Origin of the sequence: Nostoc sp. DedVER02 (assembly GCF_034530675.2) — a bacterium.
GTDB lineage: Bacteria > Cyanobacteriota > Cyanobacteriia > Cyanobacteriales > Nostocaceae > Nostoc.
This window is the reverse complement of record NZ_JAVRCP020000005.1, coordinates 166,965-187,025: the sequence shown is the minus strand read 5'-3', so window position 1 is coordinate 187,025 and position 20,061 is coordinate 166,965. Positions and strand designations below refer to the sequence as shown.

Below are 20,061 nucleotides of genomic sequence, written 5' to 3'. Positions count from 1 at the left end.
CTCTTACTCCCAATCTTCAATCACCAATCCACTGACACGACTGAATTCTCTGGTGTTATGCGTGACTAATGTTAAGTTATGCGTCAAAGCAATGGCAGCTATTTGGAAATCATTAGGGCCTATTGGAGTACCTTTTGCGAATAATTCTGCACGAATTCTACCGTAAGTGAGGGCAGTAACATCATCAAAAGGTAATGAAACAAACAAATTAAGAAACTGGTGTTGTCGAGCTAAAGTAATTTGGGGATTATTGCTTTTCATCGCACCATAAAACAACTCTGCCTTTACTAGTGAACAGACAGCAATCTCTTCTACATTCGTTGACTGTAAGCGTTCTCGGATCAAGAGTGACCTACCGTTGAGATAACGAGCGCAAACATTGGTATCTAATAAGTACCTCACACAACTTCTTCCCTTGTCTCAAAATCACCTTCATAGTCAAGAACAATTGGATCGTCTTGACAACTACCGTAAGTCTGCTCAAAAAAGCCGGGTGGCCATCCCACTTCTTCTGGTGTTTTTGTAGGTGTTGATGGTTCTATTTGTTGATAAATCACCACGACTTCCATTTCTTTGTCTGTGATGCCAACGGGAATCTCAAGGTGCAAAATGCCATCAGCCCCAACATGAGAACATAACTTTATACTCTGCATTACTGTTTTCTCCTAGTCTTTGGTTGATTGAAAATTACGTGGTATCTCATCTATGATGCCGTATTCTTTTTCAATCACACTTAACAGCTTCTCCTCCACAGCCGGCGAATACGGCCGCTTCAACTCCCGCAAGTGCTTCAGCACAGCACGGGCAGCTTCTTCTAAGCTCTCATTTTCCCGTAGCTTACTGATGCGATCGCTAATCTGCTGCATGTGCTGACACTCCTGGGGCAGGTAGTTGAAGGATTTCAGGTGCTTCAACTATTGAAAGCTCTATTTCATGCAATTGCTCAAGCCAAAGATGAAGAGATATTGCGTAGGCGTAGCCCGCCGTAGGCATTGCACATACGCACAGAAATGAGTGAATATTTTTCAGTTATTTTATCTGTGCGATCGCAGTTCCCCAGAAGATTAGCCTCGCCTTTTACTACTGCGAATTTGCCAATGGATTCTAATGCGGCTAAACCCGGACAATTTTGTGTGAAAGCGGGCTTCCATACAAAAAGAATCTCAATCTAGGTGCGTAGCGCTAGATTGAGATTCGGGTGGCTACCGAGATAAGTGCAGAAGTGTGATTGCTTTCCACCTATGTTGTAGTAATCTCCATCTGCTGAGAACTTTTGTGCAACATTGGGGCAATTATATCAGCAGGTACAGGGCAACTGAAGTAGTAACCCTGACCTTCGTCACATCCACGCATTTGCAGGTATTCAAGCTGCTCTTGGGTTTCCACACCTTCGGCTGTGATTTTCAACCGCAGGCTCTTTGCTAGGGCAATAATCGCATCGGTGACAGCGGCGCTATCAGGATTAGACATGACATCATGCACAAATGACTTATCAATTTTGAGCATATTCACAGGAAAGCGTTTCAAATAGTTCAGGGAGGAATAACCAGTACCAAAATCGTCTAAAGCCAAGTAGATACCCAGTTCTCCTAATTGTTTTAAGATTTTAACTGAACGATCAATATCAGCCATCAAGAAGCTTTCTGTCACTTCTAGTTCCAAGGAAGATGCTTCAAGTCCAGTTTCCTCAAGAATTTGGTTGACGATCTCAACCAGATAGGGTTGTTCAAACTGTCGAGATGACAGATTCACAGATATCCGAATTGGGGTAAATCCAGCAAGCTGCCAAGCACGGGTTTGAGTGCAAGCAGTTCGCAAAACCCATTCACCAATTTGTACGATCGCACCATTGGCTTCTGCAATGGGAATAAATTTGACTGGAGAAACCAAACCTAATGTTGGGTGCTGCCAGCGAATCAATGCTTCCATCGCTATAACTTGTCTGCTATTTAAATCAATCAGAGGTTGATAATAAACCAGCATTTCACCACGCTCAAGCGCTCCATGTAATTCCTTTTCTAAAGTCAGTCGCTCTTGCAACTGAGCATTTATTTCTGGCGAATAAAATTGGTATTGGTTACGCCCTTGCTGCTTGGCTTGGTACAGCGCGATATGAGCCTGTTGCAAGAGTTGATCTACGCTATTAGGATCGGTTAGGTTATTAATTGTGATACCGATGCTGACGGTAATATGAATCAAGTTCCCCTCTAAAGAAAAGGGTTTGTTCATGGTACTCAACAGCACCTGAGATAGCTTAATGACACTTTCTAAAGAATTAATATCAATTCGAGCAAGGGCAAATTCATCTCCACTCAAATGGGCGATAATATCTGTTTGTGCCGTGCAGGTTGATAATCTCTGGCTAACTGCTCTTAACAATAAATTTATTGTCTGATGATCCAACCCATGACTCATACCAGTGAAGTCATCAATACCGAGCAAAAAGACAGCTATAAGACGCTGGTTGTTTTCAGGTTGGGATAAAATCTGATGGAGGCGATCGCGGAATAAATCACGATTGGGTAATCCAGTCACTTCATCATAATTAGTGATGTAGTGAATTAACTCATCTAATTTGTGAAGAGTTTGTGAAGTATCCGCCATTAACGTACCCGCTTCATCAGCAAATTCTGTGGGCAATTCAGGTAATGTTTTGGTATTGAGATAATTTTGTAATGCCGCAGATGTGAAAATGACTGGTTTGAGGAGATGGTTTAGTGCATAAAGGGTGGCAGCTGTACCCGCTAATGTCGCCAATAGAGCAATAATCATCACTCGCGCCGCCATCTCGAAGGAATAGGAGTTTGAGATGACGAAACTCAAAAGTAAGCTGAGAAGTGGTACATGAGTACCTAAAAAAGCCACCAACATGATTTTAGCGGTGTAACTTTTTTTGAGCCATCTGAAATTAGCTAGGAACGAGTACAGGTAGAGCTTGTGATTTAACGTCATAAATTTTGTTCTATCAGTTGGTAAATTAGTTCCGAGCTATTCTGCCAAAAGAGGATTTTTGATTCAAAGTAAAAAGAATTAGCTCTTATAGAACCCAACCCTGAAAAGGTCATATATTATCCTTCCCAATCTTTTTTCTAATTAATATGCATGTGGATAAAGTTTATGTAAAACTTTTTGCACAAGCAATTGTATAGTCAAAATTAAAGTTGTATTCTTATACTGACAGTAATTATTCTTTTTTTATGCGATCTCAAAGCAAATATAATTATGAGCAACACAAATATTTTGATATATTTCGATTTCACAAATCCCGACTTAAGTAGGTAGACGTAATTAAATATAAAATCAAACCTCACTCAATACTGTTTGGTTAAGGTAAGAGACGCGATAAATCGCCGTCTCTACAAAGGACTGATTATTGTAGAGACGGCGATTTATCGCGTCTTTAGGATCGTATTATTTTTATCAACTAACCTTAACCTAGTTTGCAACAAATTATTCCAGGCTATTCGCAGAAAAAAGCTGATTTGTAACTTGCTCTAACACCTTTAATGCTGTTAACGAACCTCGAATCAACCGAGTAGCAGCAAGGGGTTGTCGAAGCATTCCCATCGCTAAGGGGAAAGGGTTTAAGGAACCATCATTAATTGCTGGTGTGAGATCGGGGATATCGTGCTGACAATTATCACTGACTACTCGCAGCATTGCCACAGATACCTTGGCAGTATTAAAAAACTCTAAAGCAGTAAATCCTTCCATATCAACAACATCAACCGCCAAAGTCTCACCCAAATGACGTTTTTCGGCAGCAGACCAAATCACGCGATCGCTTGTCAGTGACTTGACCAAAGATACTTTTTCTGATAGTGAAGAGTGCAATTGTGTTGTGAAAGTGCGATCGCATTCTTGCCGCTTCCCTTGATAAACACAATCTTGATACAACACAATATCACCAACTGTATAGCGATCGCTCAAGCTGCCACATATACCCATAATCAACACCCTGGATTTGGGAACTAAAAATTGTCCTTGGTGTAGATACTTAAGTAAAGGCTTCATCCCAACAGGTATAGCTACTACTGTTGGCATAGAACCAGTAACGCCGCTTAATCCGCGACAAACAGCTTTATATTCTGCTCCTTGAGGAACCAGAATTGTGTTGACGGGCAAAAAATAGGACATCTCTTGTAACCAAAACTCGCAAACCGAAGGTGATTGCTGTAGCATGACTAAATAATTGTGTCACCCACACGATAATTTTCCAAGATGGTTAAGCTTCGTAACTCAAAATCTGCACGAGAACTCTTCAATATCTCTAAATTGGCGATTCAATTTTCGTGGCTGACGGTGAGTTTTTGGATTGCCGTAACTGTAGCTGGGATTCTGGCTTTCAGTTCTCTCAAGTATGCTTTGTTTCCAGATATTACCTTTCCAGTGGTGGTTGTGAATGCTACAGCCCCTCTGACAACTGCCTTGGATACAGAGGCGAAGCTCACCCAACCTCTAGAAGAACGCCTTCGTTCCTTAAAAGGACTGGAGAATATCCGCTCATCTACCTATCCTAGTCAAACAGCCGTTGCACTTTCTTTCGCCGTTGGTACAAATTTAGAAACATCAACAAAAGAAGTTGAAACTGCCCTCAAGCAGCTAACTTTGCCTCAAGGAGCGACTTCTAAAATTATTCCTTTGAATTTAAATGAGTCAGCCGCCATTAGCTATGCCATTGAAAGTTCCAAACGGAATCTCACAGATTTGACAAAGTTGGCGCAAGACGAGATTGTAAGTGCGATCGCTAAACTACCAGGAGTCCTAAAAGTCTCCCTGTTGGGTGGTGCTACTGCAATTCCCGTCAATCCAGCGAATCTAAGTGCAGCAGCCATTCCCCAAGCAGGCGCAACATTAGTCAGGTTTAACGGCCAACATGCACTCGCATTTCAGGTAATCAAACGCGGTAACGCTAACACCTTAGAAGTGGTGAGTTTAGTTGAAAAAGAAGTCCAAAGGCTACGTTCTACCCTCAAGGATGTCAACCTCACCTTAGCTGCTACCCAAGCAAAATATATCCGCCAAGCCACCCAATCAACTATTGATGCTTTGCTGGAAGCAGTCTTGCTATCAATAGTAGTAATTTTTCCCTTTTTGTGGAATTGGCGAGCCACCCTAATTTCTGCCTTGGCGATTCCTACGTCTATTTTGGCGACGTTTATCGTCATGGCAATTTTCGGCTTTAACTTAGAAACGATTACGCTGTTAGCTTTAGCTTTGGTAATTGGGAGTATTGTTGATGATGCGATCGTCGATGTGGAAAACATCATGCGACACATTGAAGATGGGGAAACTCCTCGTCAAGCAGCGCTTTTAGCCACCAATGAGATCGGACTAACAGTTACCGCCGCCACTTTGACAGCAATAGCGGTTTTTCTGCCCATAGGTTTAATGGGTGGAGTAATTGGGCAGTTTTTCAAGCCCTTCGGCATCACTGTTTCAGCCGCGATGCTTGCTTCTATGTTAGTTGCTCGGACTTTATCTCCAGTTTTAGCCATTTACTGGCTAAAACCTAAATCCTCCCTCTCCCCGCGTCGGGAAGGAAAAATCTGGGTAGCATTTGCCCAATCTTACAGAAACTTGCTGAGTTGGTCTTTAAATCACCGCAAGATAGTTGTCGGGTTAGCTGTTCTGAGTTTCATCGCCGGAATAGCGCTGATTCCACTCATTCCCAAAGGTTTTATTCCCAAACTCGATCGCGGCGAATTCAATATTGCTTATACTGCTCCTTTACCAAATATCCCCGATTTTGCTAGAGGCGCACAAGGAGGACAAGGAAGCAATATCCCCAATCCCCAATCCCCATCGCCCCTAATCCCCAAAGGGGGCCCCGAGTTCCCCAATCCCCAGTCCCCAATCCCCAATCCCTTAAACGATTCTCTTCAGGTTGCCAAAAAACTGGAAGATGTAGTCAGAAAATCACCAGCAGTTGAAACAGTATTTACTACTGTTGGTTCTCGTGAGGGTGAGCCAAACAAAGGCATACTATATATAAAGTTAAAGGAAGACCGCACAATCACAACTGGAGAACTACAAGACCAATTGCGCTCTTCTTTACCTATCCTTCCCGGAGTAACTACCAGTGTGGAAGATATTCAATTTGTTGATTCTGGGGGGCAAAAACCTCTGCAAATCGCTTTACGCGGTGACGATCTCCAAGCCTTGAGTAAAGCAGTCAAGGCAATTAAAGAGAGAATTCAAAGGCTACCGGGATTTGCCGATGTCACAGTTACAGGTGAAACGAATTCACAGGGTAAGGTTTTTCAAATCGAGCGACTGAATAATCAGCGAGTCGCTTATGTGAGTGCAAATCTTGGCAAGAATCTATCTTTAGGTGATGCTACTGATAAAGTAGTGGCTGAAGCGAAGGCGGTGTTACCATCTAATGTTTCCTTAAATTTAGGAGGAGACTCTGCTAGCCAAGGCGAGGTTTTTAGCAGTTTCGGCAGTACTTTGGCTTTATCTGCCCTGTGTATTGTTGTAGTACTAATTTTGCTGTTTAAAAGCTGGGTAGACCCTCTGGTGATTGGTGTCTCTTTGCCTTTAGCACTGGTGGGGGCAATGTTGGCACTACTGATTACCAAGAGCGATTTTGGGATGATCTCACTGATTGGTTTCGTCTTTTTGCTGGGACTGGCCAATAAGAATGCGATCTTGCTTGTGGATTATATCAACCAGTTACGCAATGCTGGCATAGAACGCACCGAGGCAATCCTCGACACTGGACTAGTGCGCCTCAGACCAATTATGATGACCACTGCTTCGACTATTTTAGGGATGTTACCGATCGCATTAGGTTTTGGTGCTGGTTCCGAATTGCGATCGCCTATGGCTGTAGCGATCGCTGGTGGACTCGTAACTTCAACTATCCTCAGCTTGATTGTTGTGCCGGTAGTCTACACCATTTTAGATGATTGGTTTCCCCGATTTAAGCAGAGAGGGACAGCTTGATGCAAGTTTTTGTTACCGGGGGTACAGGTTTTATTGGTGCCCACTTGGTACGGTTGTTACTAAAAGAGGGTTACACAGTCAAAGCGCTGGTACGCTCAAGTAGCAATTTAGAAAATCTCCGAGGTTTGGAGGTGGAAATTGTCAAAGGCGATTTGAACGATCCAAATCTCTGGCAACAGATGAGAGGTTGTCAATACCTATTTCATGTTGCAGCCCATTATTCCCTGTGGCAAACAGACCAAGAGTTGCTTCACCAAAATAATGTTCTCGGTACGCGCAATATCTTGGCAGCAGCTAGAAAAGCTGGCATCGATCGCACCGTTTACACCAGTTCAGTGGCGGCAATTGGGGTAGGATCGTTTGGTCAAGTGGTCGATGAAACACATCAGAGTCCCCTAGAAAAGTTGGTGGGTAACTACAAAAAGTCTAAGTTTCTGGCTGAACAAGAAGCCATGCAAGCTATTGCTACAGGTCAAGAGGTTGTTATAGTCAACCCTAGTAGCCCCATTGGATCGTTAGATATCAAACCTACCCCCACAGGTGATATAATCTTACGGTTTTTACGACGGCAAATGCCCTTTTACTTGGATACTGGTCTGAATTTTATCGATGTGCGGGATGTAGCGTGGGGGCATTTACTAGCTTTGCAACGGGGGAAGTCAGGCGATCGCTATATCTTAGGTCATCAAAATCTCAGTCTCAAAGAACTACTTGAACAACTCGCCGAGATTACAGGTTTGATAGCACCTCAACGAACAGTACCCGCTTGGTTGCCTCTTAGTGTTGCTTGGGTTGATGAAAAGATTCTCGCACCCTTGGGGAAATCCCCCTCAGTACCATTGGATGGCGTGCGGATGGCGAAACAACCGATGTATTACAATGCAGCAAAGGCTGTACGAGAGTTGGGTCTACCTCAATCTTCGCTAAAAGCAGCACTCAAGGAAGCCGTGGATTGGTTTGTTGGTCAGGGTTATGTGAAATGAAAAATAATAACGCCATGTGCAACTTTCTCTCAGACCAAACCCCAAACCCCTTTCCTACTAGCGTTGGGGAGCAAGAATCAATGTCTCTTTCCCTGTGGGACTACGGTGTACACACAAGTCTTTTAAAGTTGCTGCGTAACGTAGGGTGGGTTAATTTTTGTAGGTCGATACAACAAAGGTGCAGGGCGATGCATCAAAGGTGTGAGTCAATGCATCAAAGGTGTGAGTCAATGCAACAAAGGTACGAGTCGATGCAACAAAGGTACGAGTCAATGCAACAAAGGTACAAGTCGATGCAACAAAGGTACGAGTCGATGCATCAAAGGTACGAGTCAATGCAACAAAGGTACGAGTCAATGCATCAAAGGTACGAGTTGATGCAACAAAGTTGCAGGTAAAGAGACTTGTGTACACCATAGCGCTGTGGGGGAGAGGAATGGAAGTGGAGTTTTAAGATAAGTTGCACATCAAGTAAATATAGTAGGCTAGCTAGCAATACGTTTCGGGGAAAGGGGAAAGGGAAAAGGGGAAAGGTTTTAAATACATCCTTTACCCCAAACCCAGTAACCTTTTCCCAGACTACAAGGAAAGTTCATTGTGCTTATCCGAACCGTATTGGGCTAGCTAGCACAGATGTGCGTCCCTACTGTGGTGTTTTTAGATATATAAAGAGGAGCGATCGCAACAATGGCAGTTAATATACAACAAGCTATAGATATTGGGAAGTATCTGGTTACTCAGCGTTTGAAAGGACGTAAACGCTTCCCCTTAGTATTGATGTTGGAACCTCTTTTTCGCTGTAATCTAGCTTGTACTGGTTGTGGTAAAATTCAACATCCCAAGGAAATATTAAAGCAAAATCTCACCCCAGAACAGTGCTTTACCGCAGTGGAAGAGTGCGGCGCACCGGTTGTCTCAATTCCTGGGGGAGAACCTCTACTACATCCCCAGATCGATCAGATTGTTAAAGGATTAATTGAGCGCAAGAAATATATTTACTTGTGTACCAATGGTTTGTTGTTAGAAAAGAGTCTGGATAAGTTTCAACCTTCTCCTTATCTAACTTTTAGCGTGCATTTAGACGGAATGCGCGAGTTACACGATCGTTGTGTAGACCGCCAAGGCGTTTTTGATATTGCCGTCAAAGCAATTCGCGCCGCTAAAGCTAAAGGTTTTCGTGTCACCACTAACACAACAATCTTTGAGGGTACTAAACCCGAAGATATGCAAGAGTTCTTCGACTTTCTGGAAACCCTAAATACTGACGGGATGATGATTTCTCCCGGCTACAGTTACGAGTGGGCACCAGATCAAGATCATTTCTTGCACCGCGAACAAACCCGCGCCCTCTTCCGGCAAATTCTGGCTCCCTACAAAGCTGGTGATAAAAACTGGAACTTTAATCACAATCCACTGTTCTTAGATTTTCTCACGGGTGAGAAGGACTACGAATGCACACCTTGGGGTAGCCCTAGTTATAGCGTTCTTGGTTGGCAAAAACCTTGCTATCTATTGAACGAAGGTTATTACTCTACCTTCAACGAATTACTAGCACAAACTGATTGGAGTCAATACGGCCAGAAGAGTGGTAATCCTAAATGTGCCGATTGCATGGTTCATTGCGGTTACGAACCCACCGCCGCAATGGATGCAATGCAACCGCAAAATATGGCGCGTGCCCTTGGCAGTGTGTTTGGCAGAAACTAGTAGTCTGCCAAACTAAAATTGTTAGGTGAGGGCAGGCAGGGGAGCAGAGGAGCAGGGGAGCAGGGGAGCAGGGGAGCAGGGGAGAGTTCAAATACCAAGTTCTTTCCCCTCTGCCCCTCTGCTAACCACCATACAAAGTTTGTGTGGCGCACCATTAGTAAGTATTGTAGGGGGAAGCAATGCTGTCTTCTCCCAAAGGCTAATTCTGAATGCGATCGCTATTAGGTATTTGCTGGTTGCTTGGCTCTTTACGAGATTGAGTATATACATAGGTCACTAATGCTAAGACCAGCCCAATAGCAAAGACCACTCCCAGGATTCGTAAAAAATTGGGGGTGATTTTTGTACCTATCTGCTCACTTAGCTTTGGTTGGTAAATAGTGTCATCCATTGGCGCTTGTGGTCTGCCTTGATTGGATGCAGATCGTGGTTGATACAATGTCACGTCTGGCGGTACTTGAGGTCTGCCTTGATTAGATGCAGGTCGCGGCTGAAATAAGGTTTTATCTGGCGGTACTTGAGGTCTGCCTTGATTAGAGCCAGGTCGTGGTTGAAATAAGGTTTTATCTGGTGGTACTTGTTGTCCGCCTTGATTAGAGCCAGGTCGTGGTTGAAATAAGGTTTTATCTGGTGATACTTGTTGTCCGCCTTGATTAGAGCTAGGTCGCGGTTGAAATAAGGTTTTATCTGGTGATACTTGTTGTCCGCCTTGATTAGAGCTAGGTCGCGGTTGATACAACGTTTTATCTGGTGGTACTTGTTGTCCGCCTTGATTAGATGCAGATCGTGGCTGATACAAAGTTGCATCCGGTTTGCTAACGTTGGGATTATTCACAGGATGTTGACTTGGTTCAACTGGATTAAACTGTCTTGGAACGGTTTCGTTATTTGAACCTGGGTTGTGTCCAGGCTGAAGAGGAGGAACTGTTTCCTCAGATTGGTTTTGCGGAATCGGGTTAAACTGTCTAGGAACAGTTTCGTGATTTGAACCCTGATTATATCCAGATGGGGGACGTAGAACGGTTTCGTCGTTCGATTGTCTGGGAACAGTTTCGTGATTTGAGCCTTGATTATAGGAAGGTTGCGATCGCTCGGTAGCTTGTTCGGGTAAGTTAATCGGGCCTGTGACAGATTTGGCAGCAGCTTGCAAAGCAAGATTCAGTTCTTCTACCGTTGCAAATCGGTTAGCTGGATTTTTGTGGAGGCATTTCATCACCACGGCTTCCAATTGTACAGAAAGATGATCGCAACCGGGCTGCGATCGCAGTGGTTTCGGTGGCTCATAAGCATGAGCTAATACCCAAGAAGCCTCGCTGATTTGATTACCCTTAATACTGATTCCAAAAGGGTCAGCAGCACTCAGCATTTCATAAAGAATAATTCCTAAACTGTAAATATCACCCCTAGCATCCAGGTTTTTATCACTTTGGATTTGCTCAGGAGGTGCGTAACGAAATGTACCAATAAATGTACTGGTTATATTTGTAATATTAGTATTTTCTGAAGATTCACTGCGAATTTTGGCAACACCAAAATCTAAAACTTTGACCCATTCACCCAAATCTGTAGGCACTAAAAATATATTATCTGGTTTCAGGTCACGATGAATTACCTGAATATGTTCAGTGCTTTTTGTGCCATCCCGTTGGAGAGTCACTCCTTGATGGGCAAGCTGTAGACCCTTGCAAACTTGGGTCATAATTTTTACCGTTCGTTCAACAGATAGCCGCCTTTCGCGCAGCAATAGTTGTCTGAGCGTTTGCCCGCGCAAATATTCCATTACATAAAATGGAAAGCCTTCCGGGGTGAATCCACAATCACTAATCTTAACAATGTGGTCACTTTGCAAAGCAGCACACACTGCCACTTCTCGCTCAAAACGCTTTCTCATTTCTTGTGATGCCACCAGCGTATCTTTGAGCAACTTCAACGCTACCTGCTGACCTACACGGGTATCCGTTGCTAGGAAGACATCTCCCATGCCACCCCCGCCTAACCGTTTATCTAAACGGTATCGCTCGTTATCACCTACGACGCGACCAATCCAAGAATTTGAAGGGGGTGGGGATTTCATCTGGCGGAACCCATTCTAATTACTTTCAGGTGTTAACTTTAGTCAGATATACTACTAGTATTACAAATATTTTACTTACTTCGCAACCTCGATTAATTAGTAATATATGTTACTTAGCATTTATCTGATTATACTCAGCTTAACATATTACTTATTTAAAATAATGTTAGCAATTTGATAAAATGTTTAAAGTTTAAGACCTATGACAGTTGAAATTGGTTCCTGATGTAAAGTTAACGTAAATTATACAAGGTATTAAGCTCTAGTAGTGCCGATACTTTGTATGCTGTGCGGATAATCTCTGTTACAGAATATTTAAAGTTTTGCAAAATATATTCTGTCATTGTACTCTGGCGTACATGATTAATATGTGCTATTGCCATGAGAAAAGAGGATGAGTAATGTACTCTCTATAGCCGCCGTGACAGCAGTACTAAAAGTCTTGCTGGAAAATGGCTTAGTCAGCGATCCGATCGCTGCTAGTGTTGGTGATGTGATTGTAACTGCCCTACCACCCGATCGAATTTCAGTTGAAGCTGACGAACGCGCTCAAATCAACCTCTTTCTCTATCAAGTAACGCAGAATCGTAATGTCGATTGGGTATCTCAGGAATTTAAGAGCAGGCACTCACGTATTAATGGAAACATCCCCTCTCAAAGTCCACCATTAGCTCTTGACCTCCATTACTTGCTAACAGCTTATGGGGCCAAGGATTTTCAGGCGGAGCTTTTATTGGGCTATGCTATGCATTTATTACACAAAACATCAGTTATTACATCGGATATTATTGAAAATACTCTGATAAATGCATCTACAACTAATACCTCAAGTGCTTTTTCGCAAGCCGTCGCAAGTGTGTCTGTATCCGATTTAGCTGAACAAATTGGGCAGATTAAATTGACTCCAGAGTTTTTTAACATGGAAGAGACTTCTAAACTATGGTCTGCTTTACAAACACACTATCGACCTTCAGCTACCTATCTGGCATCAATGGTGTTGATTGAGAGTAGCAAACTTGAAAATTCAGAAGGTTTCTACGTGATGCCCTTGTCTCAACCCACTATAGAGCAAGTCATGACATCGGCAAAGACCGAGCAAATGATTGTTCCGGGCACAACATTAGTAATTCGTGGTAAACGGTTACGCGGTGAAATTACCCGAATCCGTTTGAGTAATACGGAAACTTTAATCGTACCTCATGATGTTAAAGAAACCCAAATCAGCCTGTTAGTGCCATCAGATTTATCCGCAAGTGTGCAAGGTATCCAAGTTGTCCATCTCACAATGAACAATAGTGGGCAAACAGATTATGTCGTTGAATCAAACGTTGCGGCTTTTGTCCTCCATCCAAAAATTACCGTATTTGTCGCTCAAGTGGAAAATAGCGGCGATAATTTACGTACAGCAGAAATTACCGTAAAATTCCAGCCCAAAGTTGGTAAGGCACAACGAGTAGTTTTGCTACTTAATGAGGCTTCAGGTAAGAATCCGGCAACTTACTCTTTCTTGGTTGCATCACGCACTGAAGACACCGATGCAATTACTGTTCCTGTCAAAAACATTAAACCAGGAACTTATATTGTCCGGGTGCAGGTAGATGGGGCAGAAAGTCCACTGCACAAAAATCAGTCTGGAGGTTATGATTCGCCAGAGGTGACTATTCTATGAATGCCACAACAAATCGCAATTGGGATGAGGCAAACTACCGCTATCTATCAGCCGCTCTCGCCGTGGTACGTGGTATTTTAGAAAATCACACGGCAAAAGAGCAAAATCAATCTGTAGAGAAAGACCAAGAACATTTACAGCAAGTATTACAGGAAGCTGCTGCTGCAATGCCAGCACCATCGGCATTAGAAAGACTATGCAAAATATTTAGCCTCTCATCCTTTGAGAGCAATTTGTTGCTGTTGTGTGCAGGCATGGAATTAAATGGAGATTTTGCTAAATTATGTGCTATGACGCATGGGGATTTACAACGAGCTTACCCAACTCTAAGTTTAGCTCTGGCAGCTTTCCCTAATGTCCACTGGGATGCGATCGCTCCAAATTCTCCCTTACGTTATTGGCGGTTAATTCAGCTTGGTGATGGTCATTCCCTAACTCTCAGCCCCGTAAGAATTGACGAACGAATTTTACATTATCTCACGGGGATTCAATATCTTGACGAGCGATTAGCTGGCATAATTGAACCATTACCAGAGGTTAGCGATCTAGTCCCCTCGCACCAAGATTTAGCCGAACGAATAGCGGCAGTTTGGTCGCAAGCTTACAAGCTTAATAGTTTACCAATTGTCCAATTATGTGGTAACGAAAATACTAGCAAACGCGCCATTGCCGCGAAAATTTGTCAATTTCAGGGTTTAAGCTTGTGGGTAATGCCTGCCCAAATGATTCCATTAGCACCAGGCGAGTTAGATAATCTTATCCGCCTGTGGACTCGTGAGACGATTTTAAGTCAGTGTGCGTTACTTATAGATTGCAATGAACTGGATACTAATGATATAGCGCGGTTAAATGCGATCGCCCGTTTCATCGAACGCACAAAAGGCTTTTTAATAGTTACAAGTCGGGAACGTATTGGGCTAGGACAACGCCTGGTAGTTAATTTTGACGTACATCAACCAACTAGCAAAGAACAAGGTACAGTTTGGCAAGATGCACTAGGTTCAATTGCACCGCAAATGAACGGGCAAGTAAAAACTCTAGTGGATCAGTTTAACCTCAGTGCCGCAACTATCCGTGCTGCTTGTGCAGAAGCCGCAGGACAGTTAGCCCAAACACCAGAAAATGATATCACTAGCATTCTATGGGATGCCTGCCGCGTGCAAGCACGTCCGCGCTTGGATGAACTCGCCCAACGAATTGAGCCTTCTGGTGATTGGGAAGATTTGGTATTACCAGAAGCACAGAAACAAATTCTCCGAGACATTGCGGCTCATGTACGTCAACGCAGCACTGTATATAACAATTGGGGTTTTGGTGGCAAGAGTGCTAGAGGATTGGGAATCAGCGCCTTATTTGCAGGTGCTAGCGGCACTGGGAAAACCTTGGGGGCAGAAGTGCTAGCTCAGAAATTGCGCCTCGACTTATATCGCATCGATCTATCATCGGTAGTTAGCAAATATATTGGGGAAACAGAGAAGAATTTGCGTCGGGTATTTGATGCTGCTGAACAAGGTGGGGTGATTTTGTTATTTGATGAAGCTGATGCCTTATTTGGTAAACGCAGTGAAGTTAAAGATGCGCGCGATCGCTATGCCAATATTGAAGTTAGCTACCTATTGCAACGGATGGAAAGCTATCCAGGTTTAGCAGTCCTAACAACGAACCTGAAAAGTGCAATTGATACAGCCTTTCTGCGCCGGATTCGCTTTGTAGTGCAGTTCCCTTTCCCCGACACAACACAACGAGCCGAGATTTGGCGGCGTGTTTTTCCCGCCGACACCCCAACCGCAGACTTAGATGCCCTGCAACTAGCACGGCTAAATGTAGCTGGGGGTAATATCCGTAACATAGCCTTAAATGCAGCTTTCCTCGCTGCCGATGCTGGGGAAGCAGTGCAAATGAAACACGTATTGCGGGCTGCTCAGACGGAATATAGTAAGTTAGAGAAACCTTTAACTGATGCGGAAGTTGGGGGGTGGATGTGATTTTAATTTAGAAGTCCCTAATTGAATTCAATCACTCTTCCTCCAGAGTTTTGCAAGCAACGATTAGCAATGTTTACAGTGCCTATACCTTTTCCTGATGAAGTAAAGTCTGCTCGAATTCTAGCTCCGTTATATCCACTCCTAGCAAATTTCATGTATCCTACAAGAGGATACAAGCCTTGTTTTAGTGTTCCTACTGGTCTTCCTGCATTGTTGTAAGTTATACAATTCCTAACAACACGAACATGAGCAGCCATAGCTGAGTCAATAGAGAAAAAGGAAAGAGTGGAAATAGCAATAGTAGTGGTAGCAACAATGGGAGAGAGAAGTTTGATCGATTTCATAGATTTTCTCCTTAATATTTTCGATGAGAATCATACAGTCATATAGATTTCTACAAACCAAGAAATAAATATTTCGGAAAAATATAGCACAAGCCTTGGTGGTTAGAGCATCAACAGATGATGAAACTTAGACGCAAAAAGACTTTTCACCCAGTCCCCAGTTTCTAGTCCCCAGTCCCTTGCTATATATACGGCTTTGTATAGCAAATCTTGTTTTTTATGTGGCCCTCACGAGATACAAGATTTAAGTAACCATAAGTTGAAGCGGTTCTTGCCAATCTAACTGCAACTTTGAGTGAGCATTGCCGCTATTAATGGCAATTTCTACCCAGCCGTGACTGCCAACTAAAGCTAGTATCTCTCCCACATTGACATCACTGTAAGTTTCACAGCCTGGTATCCTCAAACCAGCAGCTTGCACATACCAAGCTTTACCTTGTACGTAACTCGCTGGAATGTTGCTCACGAGGTTGCCGAAGCGATCGATATATTGAATGCAACCCTCTACACCACAGCTTGTCTGCTTGCACTCGGCTATATCTAGTTTGACTAAACTTGCTGGATCGATTTCTTGTCCTAGCTGTTTGAGGGGGACACCAGTAGCAAGATTAGCTGCTACTGGTGCAAAAATATCTCTACCGTGAAAAGTGTTGCTTGGTTGAGGAGTTCGCCAATAGTTAAGATTTGTAAGTTCGACGGCTGCGCTCGCAGGGCTTTGACTAAGTACCCCGCTAAAGATACCATTATCTGGGCCGACTAAAAACCCTTGATCAAATTCAACTGCGATCGCTCGTCGCTTGCTTCCCACACCCGGATCTACTACTGCCAGATGCACTGTCCCAATGGGGAAATAGGGATAAGCATTCATCAGGGAAAATCTGGCTGCGGCGATGTCTTGCGGCGGAATTTGGTGCGTTAAGTCTATTACCGCCACTCTGGGGTTGATTTGGGCGATGACTCCCTTCATTATGCCTACATAGGGATCGCGATCGCCAAAATCGCTTAGAAAAGTCATGAGTCGTTGTTGAGCTATCTGCTTTTCAGACATATTTTTGTTAAAATCTACATGAAGTCAGAAAATTCTGTAGCAACAGCTACAAAATATGTGTTATGTTAACAATAGAAGACATAAAGTGAAAAATTAAAGAAGGTAATCACTATGAATCAAGGTAGACTACAAAGTTCAAGAAAAGCACAAGAAGCCCACAGAGAGAATATTCAAAAAACCCTAGAGCATCGCTTGCAAGTAGCCAGAGCAAAGGGTGACGAACAACTGATTCGTCAACTGGAAGCTGAAATGAGATATTCCAGCTAAATCAAGTTTTCATTGTTCTTAGTTTGTTGTGTAACCCGCTACAGCGGGTTTTTTTTGTTCTTAGGGTGCGTTAGGCGCGATTGTTGTATTTTTGTGACAAATAAGATCGAAATATGTGTCTAACACACGAGCGTCTGAATAAATGGGTTTAATACCCCCACCCTACGGGTTCGCAGTTGCTTTATGCCGGGAAACCCGTCCACCGCACTGCTCACCAAATTGAAAATTTGGTGGTCTACAATGAGTGGCGGGTCTGAATCCCCCACTCATTGATTCTGACTGGAGGCGGAGCGTCTCCGCCTCCGCTCCTGTTAGCGGTAGCGGGGCGTTTAGGGACTTCCAGAAAATAAATTAATTTACTAAGATAATATTTTTCTTTCTCCCCCTGCCCCTTGCTCCCCTGCCTAGACAGCGATGGGATATTTTTTTAGTTGGAAGTCCCTTAGCCCATTCTGGCGTATCTGTTTTCTTCTTCAAAAATCACCTCTAAGCTTTCTGATTTTTTTGATTATTATCTAATTTTTTCATTCCCCCAAAAACAATTAACCAAACTACTACTACAACCCAGTGGATTAAAACTATCACCCACAAAGATCCGGTTAAGGTATATGCAACAGTGCATATAATTCCTAAACATAAAGTTAAAGTAAGAAAAACACGATTAAAGAATGTAGGATTTCCAGCTTTAAAAAATGTTTTCGCATTCAAAGGATGATACAAAACAAACAATACTAAACTCACGATTGCCCACAAACTCCATCGTAACCAATTGGTGATTTCGGTAGGATGAGGAAGCAATATAACACGAAAAAATAGTTCTTCAACTATTGCAGGTGTAAATAAACAACGCAACATTAATAAGGATGTATCAATCCAATTTGCAGACCAAAAATGTAGCTGTAAGAATCCAAATCTCCAGCCATAAGGTAGGGCAATAATACTATAAAATATTAGCAAAAAAGCAAGAATTAACCAATCTTGTTGTGTAGGAATTGATAACGACCCTAAAATACGATTTATAAGAATTGAAAGCGGTGAAATATTAGTAAAGGGAATCTTAAGTTGTCCTAAAAAGATTGTTGGTGCAATGGGTATAATATTAGCTTGCCAACCACCGACTTGATTCGTTCGCAATACTTGCATTGTCGCACCATGTTTGAAAAATATTGTGGCGAGATCGTCATGTACTTGTCGTGGCATTATTGTTCGCCATGTTGTCAAACCAGCCCAAATACTACCATCTTGAAATGGTTTAGTTGTTTCTCCGATTCCCGTACCTGCGAGTATACCTGCTTGACTCTGCCAATCAGCACGAATTATCCCCAAGGGCGCTAATTGTTGTTCTAAAGATTTACCTAATTCAATTAGCTGCTGAAAACGTAATGCTTGCGGATGATTAGGGTTTTTGCGTACCCAAGTTTGAATTTGAGGAGTTTTAGCAACTTGGTTTTTAATTGCCATTATCGCAGCATAAAGTGCTTGGCTTGAGTCTTGGACGCATGATGTACCAGGTGATACCATTGCCCCACCAGTACCATCGCCGACGCGATAACGTGCCATTGTTAGCTGTAATTGTTGCTGGAATTGCTCTAAAGGCGAAAGTTTAATACCATTAAAATCATAATCTTGCGTTACAGGGTCGAATTTAATCAGAATATCTGATACTGGACGTGTTGCTAGCCAGCCACGTTGCAAATTACCCATATAATCAGCCCATGTATGCGTTCCAGCAATAATTCCATCAGGGTTATGGGCATAAATTTGGTGGTATTTAGTTTCAAAACGTAATTCCTTAGTAAACTCATCACGGACAACTTCTGCAATTCCAAAAGCGAAATGTCCGGTGATAGTATAAGGTACTGCGATCGCTTCAGCTTTACGTCCGCCAATTCCCCCAAATAAATGTAGTACAATCGCTTTATCGCCTTGTTGCCATTTTGATATAGATGTTTTTTCAGGTTTTAACAAGGCAGTATTGAATTTACCTTTATTTTTTTCGGTATTTTGCCAATTTACCTCTTGGATATAATTTAGCCCTAATTCTTTCCCAGTGATGATTTGACGGGGTTGAATTTGAAACAAAGAACGAGGTGCAAGGGCGTTTACTGTAAATACGGCATTTGCATCTTTAGCACCATAAATATACCAACCATCCTCGCCCGCAGGTGATTTTTCGATTTGCTGCGAACTCGAAGGCGCAAAGTTTCGCGTATCTATTACTTGTTGGGGAATACGAATAGTTTCTTGAATTCCATCAAATTTATTTGAGTTAGAGTTATAGTGCTGGACAGAAAAATAATCACTATTTTGCTTATCTTTTGTAGATGAAAGGCTTTTACTGCTTGATTTAATCGGTTTAATTATTTTTACTAAACTATAAAATCTCCCAGTTGCTAAAACAGGTTCGCGTTCAATTTGTAATATTGGTTTTTCTGCATTTATATTGATGACTGTATCTGCATCCAAAGCAACAATTGTATCATCATTAGGATTTGCACCAGCCAAAGAACGTAAAATACCTACTTGACGAACTTTATTTAGTCGAAAAGGATGAATATTTCCTTGTTTTTGACTTTTAATTACTTCTGAATTGAAATTTATATCTCGCGTTACAGCTTTAATAGCAAGTAAATCTTCATTCTTCCACTCTAGACGCACAATTTTACCTAGCAAACTTTGCGCTGTGGGTGGTGCATATTGCACTTCCATCCCTACCCAATCTAAACCATCTTGTAATTGCTGTTTTGTTGGTAAGATTAATCTTCCTACCCAGTCACCAACAGGTTTATAAAGTTTGGTAGATGGAATTTGTGCAACTGGATAAAAACCAGGTTGATTAAAGTTTTGTCGAGTATGTATCGCGTAATTACTTTCTTTTTGTAGTAGCTGTGGTTCTCTTGCGGAGACACCCGGCGACGCGATTACCACTATAAATACTACAAGTAAAAATATCGGAAATACTAGCCTTATTTTTCGATTCAATCTACGCCAAATCATATATAGAATTACTATTTTATTTTTGAACAAAATTAG

16 protein-coding genes are annotated in these 20,061 nt (G+C 42.5%); 6 read left to right on the top strand and 10 right to left on the bottom strand.

Annotated elements, in window-relative coordinates; genetic code table 11:
* Nucleotides 1-3: 3 nt before the first annotated feature.
* From RMZ41_RS08855 to RMZ41_RS08835, 5 genes are all read right to left on the bottom strand, one after another.
* A complete protein-coding gene (locus tag RMZ41_RS08855; RefSeq protein WP_322644440.1) occupies nt 4-402 on the bottom strand; it encodes a type II toxin-antitoxin system tRNA(fMet)-specific endonuclease VapC in 399 nt (132 codons plus the stop codon).
* Nucleotides 399-653 carry a hypothetical protein gene (locus RMZ41_RS08850; RefSeq protein WP_322644441.1) on the bottom strand — a complete coding sequence of 85 codons (255 nt, stop codon included), beginning with the start codon at nt 651-653 and terminating at the stop codon, nt 399-401. The genes RMZ41_RS08855 and RMZ41_RS08850 overlap by 4 nt, the downstream gene beginning before the upstream one ends.
* 12 nt (nt 654-665) lie before the next feature.
* A complete protein-coding gene (locus RMZ41_RS08845; RefSeq protein ID WP_322644442.1) occupies nt 666-866 on the bottom strand; it encodes a hypothetical protein in 201 nt (66 codons plus the stop codon).
* A gap of 373 nt (nt 867-1,239) precedes the next feature.
* Nucleotides 1,240-2,952, bottom strand: coding sequence for a putative bifunctional diguanylate cyclase/phosphodiesterase (locus RMZ41_RS08840; RefSeq protein WP_322644443.1), 1,713 nt, complete (start codon nt 2,950-2,952; stop codon nt 1,240-1,242).
* Between the two features lie 498 nt (nt 2,953-3,450).
* Nucleotides 3,451-4,137: a phosphorylase gene (locus tag RMZ41_RS08835; RefSeq protein ID WP_322644572.1), complete on the bottom strand. Its 687-nt coding sequence runs from the start codon at nt 4,135-4,137 to the stop codon at nt 3,451-3,453.
* An 84-nt stretch (nt 4,138-4,221) separates the two neighbouring features.
* Here RMZ41_RS08835 and RMZ41_RS08830 point away from each other — a divergent pair, with 84 nt between their 5' ends.
* Nucleotides 4,222-6,951, top strand: a complete 2,730-nt coding sequence (locus RMZ41_RS08830; protein WP_322644444.1) for an efflux RND transporter permease subunit — start codon at nt 4,222-4,224, stop codon at nt 6,949-6,951.
* Entirely contained in the window at nt 6,951-7,934 is a 984-nt protein-coding gene (gene hpnA / locus RMZ41_RS08825) for a hopanoid-associated sugar epimerase (RefSeq protein ID WP_322644445.1), read from the top strand. Before RMZ41_RS08830 ends, hpnA begins: the two co-directional genes overlap by 1 nt.
* A 150-nt stretch (nt 7,935-8,084) precedes the next feature.
* Here the strand turns inward: hpnA and RMZ41_RS08820 are convergent, their stop codons facing one another.
* Entirely contained in the window at nt 8,085-8,351 is a 267-nt protein-coding gene (locus RMZ41_RS08820; RefSeq protein ID WP_322644446.1) for a hypothetical protein, read from the bottom strand.
* A 270-nt stretch (nt 8,352-8,621) separates the two neighbouring features.
* Between RMZ41_RS08820 and hpnH the strand changes: the two genes are divergently transcribed.
* Complete coding sequence (gene hpnH / locus RMZ41_RS08815; RefSeq protein WP_322644447.1) at nt 8,622-9,641, top strand: adenosyl-hopene transferase HpnH; 1,020 nt, start codon at nt 8,622-8,624, stop codon at nt 9,639-9,641.
* A gap of 199 nt (nt 9,642-9,840) precedes the next feature.
* Here hpnH and RMZ41_RS08810 read toward each other — a convergent pair whose 3' ends face one another.
* Nucleotides 9,841-11,715 carry a serine/threonine protein kinase gene (locus tag RMZ41_RS08810; protein ID WP_322734521.1) on the bottom strand — a complete coding sequence of 625 codons (1,875 nt, stop codon included), beginning with the start codon at nt 11,713-11,715 and terminating at the stop codon, nt 9,841-9,843.
* A gap of 394 nt (nt 11,716-12,109) precedes the next feature.
* On the opposite strand from RMZ41_RS08810, the gene RMZ41_RS08805 reads away from it, so the two are divergent.
* The gene (locus RMZ41_RS08805; protein ID WP_322644449.1) at nt 12,110-13,384 is read left to right on the top strand and encodes a DUF4255 domain-containing protein; all 1,275 of its coding nucleotides are present in this window, start codon (nt 12,110-12,112) and stop codon (nt 13,382-13,384) included.
* Entirely contained in the window at nt 13,381-15,369 is a 1,989-nt protein-coding gene (locus tag RMZ41_RS08800; protein ID WP_322644450.1) for an ATP-binding protein, read from the top strand. Before RMZ41_RS08805 ends, RMZ41_RS08800 begins: the two co-directional genes overlap by 4 nt.
* A gap of 17 nt (nt 15,370-15,386) precedes the next feature.
* Here the strand turns inward: RMZ41_RS08800 and RMZ41_RS08795 are convergent, their stop codons facing one another.
* On the bottom strand, nt 15,387-15,713 hold the full coding sequence (locus RMZ41_RS08795) for a hypothetical protein (protein WP_322644451.1): 327 nt from the start codon (nt 15,711-15,713) through the stop codon (nt 15,387-15,389).
* 244 nt (nt 15,714-15,957) lie between these two features.
* On the bottom strand, nt 15,958-16,761 hold the full coding sequence (locus RMZ41_RS08790) for an SAM-dependent chlorinase/fluorinase (RefSeq protein ID WP_322644452.1): 804 nt from the start codon (nt 16,759-16,761) through the stop codon (nt 15,958-15,960).
* A gap of 111 nt (nt 16,762-16,872) precedes the next feature.
* Between RMZ41_RS08790 and RMZ41_RS08785 the strand changes: the two genes are divergently transcribed.
* Entirely contained in the window at nt 16,873-17,028 is a 156-nt protein-coding gene (locus tag RMZ41_RS08785) for a hypothetical protein (protein WP_322644453.1), read from the top strand.
* A 486-nt stretch (nt 17,029-17,514) separates the two neighbouring features.
* Here the strand turns inward: RMZ41_RS08785 and RMZ41_RS08780 are convergent, their stop codons facing one another.
* The gene (locus tag RMZ41_RS08780) at nt 17,515-20,025 is read right to left on the bottom strand and encodes a type II CAAX prenyl endopeptidase Rce1 family protein (protein WP_322644454.1); all 2,511 of its coding nucleotides are present in this window, start codon (nt 20,023-20,025) and stop codon (nt 17,515-17,517) included.
* Between the last annotated feature and the right edge of the window lie 36 nt (nt 20,026-20,061).